The organism is Bacteroides sp. MSK.20.82 (assembly GCF_019052485.1).
GTDB classification, from domain to species: domain Bacteria; phylum Bacteroidota; class Bacteroidia; order Bacteroidales; family Bacteroidaceae; genus Bacteroides; species Bacteroides thetaiotaomicron.
Genome location: NZ_JAHQUN010000005.1, coordinates 63,186 through 78,620, shown reverse-complemented (window position 1 = coordinate 78,620; position 15,435 = coordinate 63,186). Strand labels below are relative to the sequence as shown.

The following is a 15,435-nucleotide window of genomic DNA, read 5'->3' as shown; positions in this document are numbered from 1 at the left end:
AAAGAATTACCTTTGTCGGCTGCAAAAGTAATTATTTAGTTGGTAAATGAAATTAGTAAAGCCTAAAAAGTTTCTCGGACAGCACTTTCTGAAAGATCTGAAAGTAGCGCAGGATATTGCCGATACAGTCGACACCTTCCCCGAACTGCCTGTATTGGAGGTAGGACCGGGTATGGGAGTATTGACCCAGTTTCTGGTAAAAAAAGACCGGTTGGTAAAAGTCGTTGAAGTAGACTACGAATCGGTTGCCTATCTCCGTGAAGCCTATCCGTCACTGGAAGATCACATTATCGAAGACGATTTTCTGAAAATGAACCTTCACCGGTTGTTCGACGGAAAGCCTTTCGTACTGACCGGTAATTACCCGTACAACATCTCCAGCCAGATATTTTTCAAGATGCTGGAAAACAAGGACATCATCCCTTGCTGTACCGGAATGATACAGAAAGAAGTAGCCGAACGTATCGCTGCCGGACCGGGCAGCAAAACCTACGGCATCCTGAGCGTACTGATACAGGCATGGTATAAAGTAGAATATCTCTTTACCGTCAGCGAACATGTTTTCAACCCGCCCCCAAAAGTGAAAAGCGCCGTCATCCGCATGACCCGCAATGATACCAAGGAACTGGGATGCGACGAAAAACTGTTCAAACAAGTGGTGAAGACCACCTTCAACCAACGGCGCAAAACATTACGCAACTCTATCAAGCCGATTTTAGGCAAAGACTGTCCGCTGACGGAGGATGCATTATTTAACAAGCGCCCGGAACAACTGTCGGTGGAAGAATTCATCAGTCTGACCAACCAGGTGGAAGAAGCGCTGAAAACAGCCACCGCATCCGGTAACTGACCGATAGTGAGCGAAACCCGTAATTTGTAAAACGTTTAATCGTAAACAAAAAGATGAACGAGGAATACATTGACAACGTAAAACACCTTATCGAGCAAAAAGATGCCGATAAGGTTAAAGAACTTCTTGTCGACCTTCATCCCGCCGACATCGCTGAATTGTGTGATGACCTGAACCCGGAAGAAGCCCGGTTTGTCTACCGCCTGCTCAACAATGAAACCGCGGCCGACGTACTCGTCGAAATGGATGAGGACGTTCGTAAAGAGTTCCTCGAAATGATCCCTTCGGAAACAATCGCCAAGCGCTTTGTGGACTACATGGACACGGATGATGCCGTAGACCTGATGCGTGACCTCGACGAAGACAAGCAGGAAGAAATTCTTTCGCACATCGAAGACATCGAACAGGCAGGAGACATCGTGGACCTCTTGAAATATGACGAAAACACCGCCGGTGGTCTGATGGGCACCGAAATGGTAGTCGTGAACGAGAACTGGAGTATGCCCGAATGTCTGAAGGAAATGCGTCAGCAAGCCGAAGAACTGGACGAAATATATTATGTATATGTCATTGACGACGATGAACGCCTGAGGGGAATCTTCCCGCTCAAGAAGATGATCACCTCCCCTTCTGTCTCCAAAGTGAAACACGTGATGCAGAAAGACCCGATCTCCGTACACGTAGACACTTCCATCGATGAAGTGGCGCAAACCATCGAAAAGTATGACCTTGTTGCCATCCCCGTGGTGGATAGCATCGGCCGACTGATAGGACAGATCACCGTCGACGACGTCATGGACGAAGTTCGTGAACAGTCGGAACGTGATTACCAGTTGGCATCCGGTCTTTCGCAGGACGTAGAAACCGATGACAACGTACTAAGACAGACCACAGCCCGACTGCCTTGGCTACTGATCGGCATGATCGGAGGTATCGGAAACTCCATGATATTGGGAAATTTCGACGCAACCTTTGCCGCACACCCCGAAATGGCATTATACATTCCGCTGATTGGCGGTACGGGAGGAAACGTCGGTACACAGTCTTCCGCTATCATCGTACAAGGGCTTGCCAACAGTTCGCTGGACGCCAAAAACACTTTCAAGCAAGTGACCAAGGAAGCGGTAGTAGCCTTAATCAATGCTACCATCATCTCCCTGCTGGTATATACCTACAACTTTATCCGGTTCGGTGCGACGGCTACGGTTACTTATTCCGTATCCATCAGCCTGTTTGCCGTTGTGATGTTCGCCTCCATCTTCGGCACACTGGTCCCGATGACACTGGAGAAACTAAAAATAGATCCCGCCATCGCAACAGGTCCGTTTATAGCCATCACAAATGACATAATCGGTATGATGCTGTACATGGGAATTACTGTTTTATTATCATAAAAATGCGATAATCAAAAAAAAATAAGCAAAAGAGTATGAAGTAATCGTTTTATTTCATTATTTTGTGACCCAAAACTAATATACAATGATGGACGCTCATGACACTAATCTTCCCTTGAACCAAGGGGAGTTAGAAGAAGAAAAGAAAACAGTTGAGGTTTCTGAAGCCATTACAGAGACTCCGACTGAAGAAGGTACCGAAAAAGTTACTGAAGAAGTTACTGCCGAAGTTCAGACTGAAGCAGCACCTAAACCTGCCACAAAGGAAGACGTACTGAACCGATTGAAAGAGCTTGCGCAAGACTCGGAAAACGCAAACAAGCAGGAAATTGACAATCTAAAACAATCATTCTACAAGTTACACAACGCCGAGTTAGAAGCTGCTAAAAAGCAATTTATCGACAACGGAGGCGTTGCCGAAGACTTCACTCCGAAGGATGATCCGACAGAAGAGGAATTCAAACGCCTCATGGGATCGATCAAAGAGAAAAGAAGTCAACTTGTAGCCGAACAGGAACGTCAGAAAGAAGAAAATCTGCAAGTCAAGCTTTCCATTATCGAAGAACTTAAAGAACTGGTAGAATCGGGTGATGATGCCAACAAATCTTATACGGAGTTCAAAAAGCTGCAACAGCAATGGAACGAAACCAAACTGGTTCCGCAGGGCAAGGTGAATGAACTTTGGAAGAATTACCAACTGTACGTAGAGAAATTCTATGATCTGCTGAAACTGAACAACGAATTTCGTGAATACGACTTCAAAAAGAATCTGGAGATCAAGACTCATCTTTGCGAAGCAGCCGAAAAGCTTGCTGACGAAGAAGATGTAGTTTCCGCTTTCCACCAACTTCAGAAGCTGCATCAGGAATTTCGTGATACGGGTCCGGTAGCTAAAGAACTGCGTGACGAAATCTGGAACCGTTTCAAGGCTGCTTCTACGGCTGTAAACCGCCGTCACCAGCAACATTTCGAAGCGCTGAAAGAATCGGAACAGCACAATCTGGATCAAAAAACTGTCATTTGCGAAATTGTAGAAGCAATTGAATATGATGAACTGAAAACATTCTCGGCTTGGGAGAACAAGACGCAGGAAGTGATTGCTCTGCAAAACAAATGGAAGACAATCGGATTCGCTCCCCAAAAGATGAATGTGAAGATCTTCGAACGCTTCCGTCATGCCTGCGATGACTTCTTCAAAAAGAAAGGAGAATTCTTCAAGGCTCTGAAAGAAGGAATGAACGAGAATCTGGAAAAGAAGAAAGCACTTTGCGAAAAGGCAGAAGCACTGAAGGACAGCACCGACTGGAAAGCAACTGCTGATGCGCTGACCAAATTGCAGAAAGAGTGGAAAACAATCGGTCCGGTAGCCAAGAAATACTCGGATGCCGTATGGAAACGTTTCATCACTGCTTGTGACTATTTCTTCGACCAGAAAAACAAGGCTACTTCTTCACAACGTTCTGTAGAAATAGAGAACATGGAGAAGAAGAAAGCGTTGATTGAAAAATTAGCTTCAATCGATGAAAACATGGATACTGACGAAGCCAGCACTTTGGTACGCGAACTGATGAAGGAGTGGAATACCATCGGTCATGTTCCGTTCAAGGAGAAAGACAAATTGTATAAGCAATATCATGGCTTGATCGATCAACTGTTCGACCGTTTCAACATCAGTGCATCCAACAAGAAATTAAGCAATTTCCGTTCAAACATCAGCAATATCCAAGGAGGAGGCTCTCAGTCTTTATATAGAGAACGGGAAAAACTGGTACGTATTTATGAGAATATGAAGAATGAACTTCAGACTTATGAAAATAACTTGGGATTCCTTACTTCTTCTTCCAAGAAAGGTAGCAGCCTGCTGACTGAACTGAATCGAAAAGTGGATAAACTGAAAGCTGACCTTGAACTGGTATTACAGAAAATCAAGGTTATCGATGAATCATTGAAAGCGGAAGAATAAATATTCCCGAAACAAAGGATAAATCCTCTAATATAAAAGCCAACTAACCCATTATGGATTTAGTTGGCTTTTTTATTGAAGCTTTCATTATATTCTCACTGCACTGAGAAAAAATACTCATGCCTTTGAGAAAATTTTCTCATTGCATTGAGAATTTTTTCTCAGTGTGGTGAGAATTTTTTCTCAAAGGCATGAGAACTCTTTGAGAATATAGCAACCTTTATCACGCTGTGTACTATCCAAATAGCAACTAAATATTTTCTCCCTTACACCCGTAATTAAACGACTGCCAAAATGCTTTATATTTAAAAAGTGAGTTTTTCGCCCGTCTAACCGAAGCATTCAACCAATTAAAAGGAATAGAGGAACAATTCAACTAAGTTCTGGTAGAACTTAGCATAAAAAACAGTCTGTTAATCCGCTCGTATCTACATTAACGTATCTAGCTAAGCAATAGATTTACCATCTTTTTTGCTAAAAATCAACGATTCGTGCGCAAATATACTAATTAGTTCGAAAAAGCCATACTATTTAGCAATAATATTTCAGATTAAAATTACAAATAAGTTTCTTACTAATTCTCATTTAATCAATCAACGGGTAGAAACTGAGTCGTAATTTCCTTATTACGCCTTTATAAAGCCCAACATTATCCATTGAATATCAACAATATACATTTCATTCTCTCTTATCATCTACTATATTATAGTTCTACCAGAACTAAGACATAGAACCTATTATTTTTTTGACTTTAAATCAGCATAGTTCAGCACGCAAATAAAAGTTTTAACTTCTAATTTTAATGCCTATGAGAAAGAAATAAGTATTCCAAATCCAAGAGTACCCACAAGTACTTCAACTTGTTTTTACCCTTTTTACCTTTAATAAAACTAATGTTAATTTATGAAAAAATGCTTTGAATTAACACCATGCTTGCTGGCATTCTTATGCATTACCAGCTGCGTAGAAGATGTTGATAACGAACGTTCTAAGGGAATGTTCTCAGCATCACAAAGTGGATTCTCCACCATTGAAGTTTATGATTTAGGCCCTCTCAACAAGATTGATTTATCCATTGCCAAGGCAGGATTAGAAGATACCGGAGGAACAGTTACTTTTTCAGTAGAACAATCCCTGTTGGATTCTCTGAATAATGCGGACGGCACTTCCTATCAATTACTACCTTCCGAATGCTATACGATTGAAAATGCAACCTATTCCGTCTCTCCTGGCGGAGACAGGCGTGTAACAGGAGGCAGTCTGGTGTATGATCCTCACAAAATCTACAACCTGTGCGGCTTTGATGAACTTAAATACGTTCTTCCATTACGGGTATCCTCTACAGGGACTCCTATGAACTCCGACCGGACGGCAACGCTTTACGGATTTATCGTTAAAGAAGCCATCGTCAGACTTGCATCTACCGGAGGAGACTTCGTCGTTGAAGGAGGAACGACTACTTCACCAATGAATCTCGACACAGAGATAAGCTTTGAGAACGAATGGGATCTGACGACCTCGTTTGCAACCAAAGGAGCAGACTATGTGGACAACTACAATTCGGCAAATTCGACCTATTACATACCTTTACCTTCCGACTTCTACACTCTTCCCGATGTCACTATCGCCAAGGGAAAGACAACGGGAGGCTCTGCTATTAGCCTGCTGGGTGAAACACTTCCCCCCGGAAATTATCTTCTTCCGGTTTCACTTGGCGGACTTAGCGGACAAGGAGACGCCAGCATCAACATAGACAAGGAAACGGTAGCCAACTATTTCGTAATCAAACAAGGCGGCCCTATTAACCGTGACCACTGGACAGTGACTGCCAACACGGAAGAAAAGACAGGCGAAGTTTCAGCCGCTTACCCCCACAACGGTCAGACGATATCTTTGATTGACGGAGAGATAAACACTTTCTGGCATAGTAAATGGCAGGGAGGCGAAGTAGCTCCACCATATGAAATAATACTCGACATGGGCAAAGAAAACAGTGTCAGCCAATTAGGACTCATCGCCAGACAAAATGCACTTACTTCTATGAATCTTGAGATTTATGCAGGAGATGACGGTGAAACATGGAACCTGATTGGAAAATACTTCTTTGACGGTAGCATAAAAACAGAGCAAATGGTCCCCGTAAAAGCATGTGACGCACGCTGGATACGTCTTTACATCCCCACTCTGGGCAGTGGTTCGTCTGTAGGACATCTGGCAGAAATATATGTATACGGCACGGACAAGTAACCTTAATTATTTTCTAATTCTTACTTAAAAGAAACATTTATGAATAAGATATTAAAAGTAATGTGTTTCATTCTGTTTGCCTTATTTGCAGGAATAGACACAATTTATGCACAAGGACAAAGTCCGACAGGACTCGTAGTCGATGAAAACGGGCAGCCGATGATCGGAGTGCAGATAAAAATCGAAGGAACCACAGTCGGCGCCATCACTGACGTAGATGGTAATTTCACCATCAAAGCCCAAAAAGGCAATATACTTCTTTTCTCTTATGTGGGTTACGAACAGCAAAAAATCACTTATAAAGGAGAAAAGGTATTAGCAATCAAAATGCTTCCGAGCACAGAGATGCTGGAGGACGTGGTTGTTATCGGCTACGGAAAACAAAAGAAGAACAGCGTAGTGAGTTCCATCAACGCCATCGGCCCCAAAGAGTTGTCCGTTTCTTCCAGCCGTAATATGACCAATAATCTGGCAGGGCAAGTACCGGGATTGATCGCAGTACAACGTTCCGGAGAACCGGGATACGACAATGCCGACTTTTGGATTCGGGGACAAAGTTCTTTCAAAGGAGGTACCAATCCGCTTGTATTAGTCGACGGTGTCCCCCGGCAAATGCAGGATATTGAAGCAGATGAAATTGAATCATTTACCTTACTGAAAGATGCTGCCGCCACGGCCGTTTACGGAGCCGAAGGCGCAAACGGAGTTATCTTGATTACTTCCAAACGAGGAAATTCACAGAAACCTAAAATCTCTTTCCGAGCTGAAGGAACTATTCTCGAGCCAACACGCCTGCCGACTTTCATGAACTCAGTAGAAACGTTGAACCTATACAACGAAGCATTGAACAACGAAGGAACCGCCAGCATACGCACAGACGAAGAGATAGCCAAATACGGTCCCGGAGCCGACCGTGATTTATATCCAGACACCGACTGGTTGGGTACCATGTTAAGAAACCATACCTACAATATGCGGTATACCCTAAACGTAAGAGGAGGAACTGAACGTGCCCGTTACTTCGTATCCGGCGCCTTCTATCAGGAAAATGGTATATTCAAGGATTTCGGCAATGACTATGATAACAATATCGGATTGAAGCGCTACAATCTGCGCAGCAACATTGACTTTGACGCAACTAAAACCACAACAGTAAAAGTAGACCTCAGCGGACAATATCTGCAAACCAACTATCCGGGAACAGGAACCAGCACTATTTTTACTACCATGTGCCGTACTCCGTCTTATATCATGCCGGCAGTTTATTCCGACGGGACTGTGGCCGGACATCCCCGTCCGTCAGGCAACCGTTCTAACCCGTACAACCAGCTTGTTAACTCAGGATACGCCAAAGAATGGAGAACTTCCATCCAGTCGAAAGTGGAAGTAGACCAGAAGCTGGACTTCCTGACCAAGGGATTGACATGGAAAGGACTTATCAGCTTTGACGCAGACATGTCATATATCGCCAAACGTACCAAAACACCGACACAATATCTAGCCACAGGACGCGACGAAAATGGCAAACTGTTATATAAGACTGTAGTAGAAGGCAGCGATGTACTATCAGAAAACCTGAGTAACAGTTCAAACAAGAAGATTTACTTTGAAACAGCCTTCAATTACAACCGTACATTTGCAGAGAAACACGATGTAGGGGCCATGTTCCTATACATGCAAAAAGAAACACAGTATCACAATAACGCTTTACCTTATAGAAAGCAAGGTTTGGTAGGTCGTGTAACTTATGGATATGACGGACGCTATTTCTTAGAAGGTAACTTCGGCTACACCGGTTCGGAAACCTTTGCAAAAGGCTATCGCTTCGGTTTCTTCCCCGCCATGGGTTTGGCATGGTATATCAGCAATGAACATTATTATCCGGAAGCCTTGAAAAAGGTAGTAAGCAAATTGAAATTAAGATTCTCCATCGGTCGTACCGGTAACGACGATACCGGCGGCAACCGCTTCTTATATCGTGGAACCATGAAACAGGATAATAGCGGCTATAATATCGGATTCAGCAACAGCGGCGCATTAGGCGGAGTAGGCAATGGAATTACCGAAGCCCAGTTCGAATCACCGTTTCTTTCCTGGGAAATCGAAGACAAACGCAACTTCGGTATCGACTTGGGGTTATTCGACAACCGCATTGACCTGCAAGTGGACTACTTCAACAACAAACGTAAGGACATCCTATTGCAACGTAATACCGTTTCCAATGTGACAGGCTTCCAGCAAATGCCATGGCAAAACTTCGGTATCGTGAAAAACCAAGGTGTGGATGCAAGTCTGAATCTCAATTATAAAGTAGGTGAAGTTAACCTGAGCGCACGCGGTAACTTTACATTTGCACGCAACGAAATCCTCGAATATGATCAGGTACCACAAGTTTATCCGTGGCTCGAAAAGAAAGGAACTCGCCTCAACTCATGGAAACTATACATTGCTGACGGACTTTATACCGCCGACGACTTCAACATAACAGGTGAAGGTCTGAACCGCCAGTATGAACTGAAACCGGGAGTTGTATCCGGTCTGTCAAGCGGAGTACGTCCGGGAGATATCAAATACAAAGACCTGAACGGAGACGGTAAGATCGACAGCAATGACCAGATGGAAGATGTAGGAAATCCTTCCGTTCCGGAAATAGTTTATGGCTTCGGCCTCAATGCCGAATGGAAAGGAGCCTATGTCGGTATCTTCTTCCAAGGTTCAGGAAATACATCGACCGTATTAGGAGCCAGCTCGAACGGAGCATTTTTCCCGTTCCAATGGGGAGTCGAAGAGTCTGCCGTACGATCAGAAGTAGCCAACAGATGGACGGAACAGAACCCAAGCCAAAATGTAATGTTCCCCCGCATGCACTCTACCAATTATGACAACAATACAGCTGCCAGCACTTGGTGGCTGCGCAATGCCAGTTTCCTGCGACTGAAAAATATTGAAGTCGGTTACAACTTCAAGGAGAAAACACTGAAAAAAATCGGTATACAAGCTTTGCGTGTTTATCTGCAAGGAAACAATCTTTGTGTATGGGATGATATCAAAATGTGGGACCCGGAACTTGGAAACACCAACGGCGGCTTCTCATATCCACTGAGCCGGACTTTCACATTCGGTCTTGACTTTACTTTCTAATAATACATATAATACATTATATATATGAAGACATTGAAAAAACTATCAATCATAGTGGCCGTAGGACTAAGCACGATATTCTTTTCGGGTTGCAGCGATTATCTGGATGTATCGGACGACCTGGCGGCAGAATTAAGCATGGAAGAAGTATTCAATAATACCGGTTATGCCCGTCGCTTCCACCGATATATATATTCCGGAATTCCGGATGTATCAAACATTATTATAACCAGTTCTTATGCAGCCTTGACGGGATTGGATAATCCCTGGCCGGCAGTTTCCGACGAGTTAAAAAGTGCACAAAATAATGTCAAGACAATTCCGACAGTAGGTTACCATGCCGGATCGGCGGATTTATCGCGCTGGAGTCTTTACAAACAAATCCGTCAGGCAAACGAATTTCTGGCATACTCGCATACGATCCCACAGCAAGGTGACGTTACGGATTACATTGACGAAGACGAATTGGCAAGATTGAAAAACGAAGCTCGTTTCCTACGTGCTTACTATCACTACTTGTTATTTGAATTGTATGGTCCTATCCCCATTATGACAGAAATATCGGAACCGTCCGCAAGTGATCTGGACTATTACCGGAACTCTGTCGACGAAGTAGTGCAATTCATCGATTCCGAACTCAATGAATGCTACAATGAACTGCCTGAAAAGGAAGTGAACGATGACGGGACTCCAAACGAGAACCGAAGCGCAGCACCTACCAAAGGGGCAGCATTGGCTATTCTGGCAAAACTCCACGTGTATGCCGCAAGCCCCTTACTTAACGGAGGATATTCGGAAGCAATCGCATTGAGGGATAATCAGGACAAACAACTGTTTCCTGCGAAAGATGACAAAAAATGGCAAACTGCCTTAAACGCGTTGCAGCGCTTCATTGATTATGCAAAAACTCACTATCACCTTTATAAAGAAAAAGATAAAGATGGAGAGTTGAATGCAGAAGAATCTCTATACCAACTCTTTCAGGTAAGTTTGAACAACCCGGAAGCTATCTGGCAAACCAGCAAGAATTCATGGGGCGATGTAGGTGGAGAAGGAAGAGAACGCAGATGCACTCCACGTGCGATATATAGCGGATTCGGTTGTGTAGGTGTATTGCAGGAAGCCATTGACGATTTCTACATGAATGACGGCAAGAGTATTCACGAGTCAGGACTTTATTCAGAAGAAGGCATTGGCGAAGACGGCATTCCTAATATGTATAAGAATCGCGAACCACGTTTTTATCAGGCCATAACTTACTCCGGCAAGACATGGCAAAAAACAACGAAACAGATTTATTTCTATAAAGGCAGCGGAGACGATAACTCCAAAGCGGATATGAGCTACTCCGGCTATCTGCTTTACAAGGGAATGAACCGTGATCTTTTAAACCAAGGAAGTAATGCCAAATCAAAATACAGAGCAGGAATGTTGTTCCGTCTCGCCGACTTCTATTTATTATATGCCGAAGCGTTGAACCATGTAAATCCTTCGGATGAACGTATCATTGCACATATCGACAGTGTCCGCTACCGAGCAGGTATCCCTTTACTAAAGGACATCAAGCCTGAAATAAAAGGCAACCAAGCCTTACAGGAAGAAGCCATCCGCAAAGAACGCCGGATCGAACTATTCGCCGAAGGACAACGCTATTTCGACGTCCGTCGCTGGATGTGTGCCGATGAAGAAGGATATAAGCAAGGCGGACCGGTACATGGTATGAATATGAATGCCGATAACCTGGAGGACTTTATGGAGCGTACCGCATTTGAAACCCGTATTTTTGAAAGACGCATGTACCTCTATCCTATCCCGTTAAACGAGATTCAGAAGTCGAACAAACTTGTTCAGAATCCGGGTTGGTAGCAGCCAAATGTCATAACACAGACACAATAGGTATCCCATCATAGATGCAGAAAAACATCACCTAAACGGTGCTGATGTAAAAAGAGTTTTCCATTCATTTTGGAAGACTCTTTTTTTTGAGCCTTACCAGCTATGAAAGTATACCGCAAAAAGCAAAAATCCCGCTAAAACTTTCATTTTAGCGGGATTTTCGTATTCATCATTGACGTTGATCTTGTTGGGCTACCTGGATTCGAACCAGGAATGACAGGACCAGAATCTGTAGTGTTACCATTACACCATAGCCCAATGATTTTCGTTTGCGGGTGCAAAGATACAAATAATTTGGGAATTGCAAACATTTCTGCTATTTTTTTTGCAAAAACTCTCATTTTGCTCCTTCAAGTAGAAGCATCTCCCCTAAAAAACACAAAAATTAAGTCATAACTTTCTTGTATCCAATAAATCACCGTATATTTGTCAAAAATATCACGTTTATAATCAGAAACAAAGGGTAATCCTTTTTTGTTATAAACCAAAAGAGAACATGAATTATTAATTTCAATTACAGGAATGAACGATACGAAAATATTAATTGAAAAAATTAAAGAGGGAATTCAGGAAAAAAAAGGTAAAAACATCATTATTGCTGATTTAACCAGTATAGAAGATACCATCTGCAAATATTTCGTTATATGCCAGGGGAACTCCCCTAGTCAGGTAAATGCTATTGTAGACTCTGTCAAGGAGTTTGCCCGTAAAGGTGCAGACAGCAAACCGACCGCAATCGACGGACTTCGAAATGCAGAATGGGTGGCAATGGATTATTCCGATGTACTTGTACATGTCTTTCTGCCGGAAGTAAGATCCTTCTATAATCTTGAACATCTGTGGGCTGACGCCAAACTTACTCAAATCCCCGATTTAGACTAATCCACAATTATGGACAACAATAATACTAACAACAATAACAATAAGCCTAATAATAAGGTGAATATGCCCAAGTTCAATCTGAACTGGCTATATATGATTATTGCCCTCATGCTTCTCGGCCTTTGGTGGAGCAGCGATTCAAGAGGAAGCGGAAGTAAAGTCGTTCCTTACAGCGACTTCCAGAAGTATGTCACTAACGGCTACATCAGCAAAGTACTGGGCTCTGAGAAAACTCTCGAAGCTCATGTCAAACCGAATGCCGTAGGTGCAATATTCGGTGCGGACTCCACCAAAGTAGGAAGAAACCCAATTATTACCAGTAACCCTCCTTCTAAGGACAGGCTGGATAAATTTCTGCAGGACGAAAAAGCAGCCGGTCATTTTGACGGAATAGCAGATTACCCTGCCGATTCGGATATTTTCCCGGCAATCCTGATTAATATTCTTCCGCTGGTTTTATTAATCGCCCTGTGGATATTCTTCATGCGTCGTATGAGCGGCGGTGGCGGCGGTGGTGCCGGCGGTGTATTCAATGTAGGAAAATCCAAAGCCCAGCTTTTCGAAAAGGGAGGCTCCATCAAGATTACATTCAAGGACGTAGCCGGCCTGGCGGAAGCCAAACAGGAGGTAGAAGAAATCGTAGAGTTTCTGAAAGAACCTCAGAAGTATACTGACCTAGGAGGTAAGATTCCCAAAGGCGCATTGCTCGTAGGCCCTCCGGGAACCGGTAAGACATTGCTTGCGAAGGCTGTTGCCGGTGAAGCAAACGTTCCGTTCTTCTCACTGGCAGGTTCTGACTTCGTAGAAATGTTTGTCGGTGTAGGTGCTTCCCGCGTACGTGACCTGTTCAAGCAAGCTAAAGAAAAAGCTCCTTGTATTGTCTTTATCGACGAAATTGACGCGGTAGGCCGTGCTCGTGGCAAAAACCCTGCAATGGGTGGAAATGATGAGCGTGAAAACACCCTGAATCAGTTGCTGACTGAAATGGACGGCTTCGGCTCCAACAGTGGTGTGATTATCCTTGCCGCTACCAACCGTGTGGACGTACTTGACAAGGCATTGCTTCGTGCCGGACGTTTCGACCGTCAGATACACGTAGACCTGCCCGACCTTAACGAACGTAAAGAAGTATTCGGCGTACACCTGCGTCCGATCAAGATAGACGATACAGTAGATGTAGATTTGCTAGCACGTCAGACTCCGGGATTCTCCGGTGCGGACATTGCGAATGTCTGCAATGAAGCTGCCTTGATCGCAGCCCGTCACGGAAAGAAATTTGTAGGCAAGCAGGATTTTCTGGATGCGGTAGACCGTATCATCGGTGGTCTGGAAAAGAAGACCAAGATTACCACAGAAGCGGAAAGACGCTCGATTGCCTTGCATGAAGCAGGACACGCCTCTATCTCGTGGTTGCTGGAATATGCAAATCCATTGATCAAGGTAACGATTGTTCCCCGCGGACGTGCATTGGGTGCTGCCTGGTATCTGCCGGAAGAACGTCAGATCACTACCAAAGAGCAAATGCTTGACGAAATGTGCGCTACCCTCGGAGGACGTGCAGCCGAAGACCTGTTTATCGGGCGCATCTCTACCGGTGCTATGAACGACCTCGAAAGAGTTACGAAACAAGCATACGGCATGATTGCTTATTTAGGTATGAGTGACAAACTACCCAACTTATGCTATTATAATAATGAGGAATATTCTTTCAACCGCCCGTATAGCGAAAAGACAGCCGAACTCATCGATGAAGAAGTGAAACGGATGGTGAACGAGCAATATGAACGTGCCAAGAAGATTTTGTCCGAACATATGGAAGGACACAATGAACTGGCTCAGTTACTGATCGACAAAGAAGTGATCTTTGCCGAAGACGTTGAACGTATTTTCGGTAAACGCCCGTGGGCATCCCGCTCGGAAGAAATCATGGCTGCCAAAGAAAGCCAGGATGCTGCCAGAGCGGAAAGAGAACTTGCCGAGAAACTGAAAGCAGAAGAACAAGAAATCAAAGAAGAGGAAGCTAAAAATTCTGCTCAGGAAGAAGCAACTACAGAAACGAAAATCACTGCGGAAGGAAAAAAAGTAACCGTAGAAGGAAAAGTTACTATAGAAGCAAAATCCAATGAGAAAGAACAAACTACCGAATCTAAATAATTAAAACACGAAGATTTTGATTAGTAATTTTATAAAACGGGCCATTACGGGTATACTCTTTGTCGCCATTCTGGTGGGATGTATACTCTATAATTCTTTCAGCTTCGGCATTCTGTTCATGGCGATCAGTGCACTGACGATCTATGAATTCGGACAGTTAATCAACAGCCGTGCAGAAGGAGTCAACGTAAACAAAACCATTATCATGCTGGGAGGAGCTTACCTGTTCCTCGCAGTGATGGGATTCTGTATCGACGCAGCCGACTCCAAGATTTTCATTCCTTATTTGCTGTTGCTGCTCTATTTGATGATCAGCGAATTGTATCTGAAAAAGGCAAGTTCAATGCTTAACTGGGCATATTCCATGCTCAGCCAGCTTTATATAGGCCTGCCGTTTGCCTTGCTTAATGTCTTGGCGTTTCATACTGATCCGGAATATAGCAGCGTAAGCTACAATCCGATTCTGCCATTGTCCATCTTTATATTCCTTTGGCTGAGTGATACAGGTGCATATTGCGTCGGTTCATTAATTGGCAAACACCGCTTGTTTGAACGTATCTCTCCTAAAAAATCATGGGAAGGTTCCATCGGCGGCGGAGTAGTAGCTATCGGAGCTTCTTTTGTCTTGGCACATTACTTCACGATTATGTCGATGTGGGAATGGGCAGGTCTCGCTTTAGTCGTTGTCGTTTTCGGAACATGGGGCGACCTGACAGAATCATTACTGAAACGCCAGCTGCACGTTAAAGATTCAGGGACCATTCTTCCGGGACACGGAGGGATGCTCGACCGTTTCGACAGTGCTTTGATGGCTATACCGGCAGCAGTCTTTTATCTGTATGCACTAACTTGGTTTTAATAACAGAATAAATAAAATAAAAGGTCGGAAGCCGCTTTGAAGCACTTCC

General features: G+C 43.8%; 9 protein-coding genes and 1 tRNA gene. 9 read left to right on the top strand and 1 reads right to left on the bottom strand.

Features of this window, described 5'->3' with window-relative positions:
- Nucleotides 1–46: 46 nt before the first annotated feature.
- The 6 genes from rsmA (at nucleotide 47) to KTR07_RS07445 (ending at nucleotide 11,461) form a co-directional block, all read left to right on the top strand.
- Nucleotides 47–850, top strand: coding sequence for a 16S rRNA (adenine(1518)-N(6)/adenine(1519)-N(6))-dimethyltransferase RsmA (gene rsmA / locus KTR07_RS07470; protein WP_008760928.1), 804 nt, complete (start codon nucleotides 47–49; stop codon nucleotides 848–850).
- A 53-nt stretch (nucleotides 851–903) separates the two neighbouring features.
- Complete coding sequence (mgtE, locus tag KTR07_RS07465; protein WP_008760927.1) at nucleotides 904–2,244, top strand: magnesium transporter; 1,341 nt, start codon at nucleotides 904–906, stop codon at nucleotides 2,242–2,244.
- Nucleotides 2,245–2,329: 85 nt separating this feature from the next.
- The gene (locus KTR07_RS07460; protein WP_072066369.1) at nucleotides 2,330–4,207 is read left to right on the top strand and encodes a DUF349 domain-containing protein; all 1,878 of its coding nucleotides are present in this window, start codon (nucleotides 2,330–2,332) and stop codon (nucleotides 4,205–4,207) included.
- A gap of 903 nt (nucleotides 4,208–5,110) precedes the next feature.
- The gene (locus tag KTR07_RS07455; protein ID WP_117981306.1) at nucleotides 5,111–6,454 is read left to right on the top strand and encodes a BT_3987 domain-containing protein; all 1,344 of its coding nucleotides are present in this window, start codon (nucleotides 5,111–5,113) and stop codon (nucleotides 6,452–6,454) included.
- 39 nt (nucleotides 6,455–6,493) lie between these two features.
- Complete coding sequence (locus KTR07_RS07450) at nucleotides 6,494–9,595, top strand: TonB-dependent receptor (RefSeq protein ID WP_117981305.1); 3,102 nt, start codon at nucleotides 6,494–6,496, stop codon at nucleotides 9,593–9,595.
- A 24-nt stretch (nucleotides 9,596–9,619) separates the two neighbouring features.
- Entirely contained in the window at nucleotides 9,620–11,461 is a 1,842-nt protein-coding gene (locus KTR07_RS07445) for a RagB/SusD family nutrient uptake outer membrane protein (protein WP_117981304.1), read from the top strand.
- A gap of 217 nt (nucleotides 11,462–11,678) precedes the next feature.
- On the opposite strand, the gene KTR07_RS07440 is transcribed toward KTR07_RS07445, so the two are convergent.
- Nucleotides 11,679–11,749 (bottom strand) — tRNA-Gln (locus tag KTR07_RS07440).
- A 264-nt stretch (nucleotides 11,750–12,013) separates the two neighbouring features.
- On the opposite strand from KTR07_RS07440, the gene rsfS reads away from it, so the two are divergent.
- From rsfS to KTR07_RS07425, 3 genes are read left to right on the top strand one after another with little or no spacing between them, the layout of a single operon-like run.
- Nucleotides 12,014–12,373, top strand: a complete 360-nt coding sequence (gene rsfS / locus KTR07_RS07435; RefSeq protein ID WP_008764242.1) for a ribosome silencing factor — start codon at nucleotides 12,014–12,016, stop codon at nucleotides 12,371–12,373.
- Nucleotides 12,374–12,382: 9 nt separating this feature from the next.
- The gene (ftsH, locus tag KTR07_RS07430; RefSeq protein WP_062695721.1) at nucleotides 12,383–14,527 is read left to right on the top strand and encodes an ATP-dependent zinc metalloprotease FtsH; all 2,145 of its coding nucleotides are present in this window, start codon (nucleotides 12,383–12,385) and stop codon (nucleotides 14,525–14,527) included.
- A 16-nt stretch (nucleotides 14,528–14,543) separates the two neighbouring features.
- The gene (locus KTR07_RS07425) at nucleotides 14,544–15,386 is read left to right on the top strand and encodes a phosphatidate cytidylyltransferase (RefSeq protein WP_008764240.1); all 843 of its coding nucleotides are present in this window, start codon (nucleotides 14,544–14,546) and stop codon (nucleotides 15,384–15,386) included.
- Nucleotides 15,387–15,435 lie beyond the last annotated feature (49 nt).

Excerpts from the sequence above, each read along its gene's own strand:
- rsfS (WP_008764242.1), top strand. The coding sequence starts at position 12,014 with ATGAACGATACGAAAATATTAATTGAAAAAATTAAAGAGGGAATTCAG.
- KTR07_RS07445 (WP_117981304.1), top strand. The coding sequence starts at position 9,620 with ATGAAGACATTGAAAAAACTATCAATCATAGTGGCCGTAGGACTAAGC.
- KTR07_RS07460 (WP_072066369.1), top strand. The coding sequence starts at position 2,330 with ATGATGGACGCTCATGACACTAATCTTCCCTTGAACCAAGGGGAGTTA.
- ftsH (WP_062695721.1), top strand. The coding sequence starts at position 12,383 with ATGGACAACAATAATACTAACAACAATAACAATAAGCCTAATAATAAG.
- mgtE (WP_008760927.1), top strand. The coding sequence starts at position 904 with ATGAACGAGGAATACATTGACAACGTAAAACACCTTATCGAGCAAAAA.
- rsmA (WP_008760928.1), top strand. The coding sequence starts at position 47 with ATGAAATTAGTAAAGCCTAAAAAGTTTCTCGGACAGCACTTTCTGAAA.
- KTR07_RS07450 (WP_117981305.1), top strand. The coding sequence starts at position 6,494 with ATGAATAAGATATTAAAAGTAATGTGTTTCATTCTGTTTGCCTTATTT.
- KTR07_RS07455 (WP_117981306.1), top strand. The coding sequence starts at position 5,111 with ATGAAAAAATGCTTTGAATTAACACCATGCTTGCTGGCATTCTTATGC.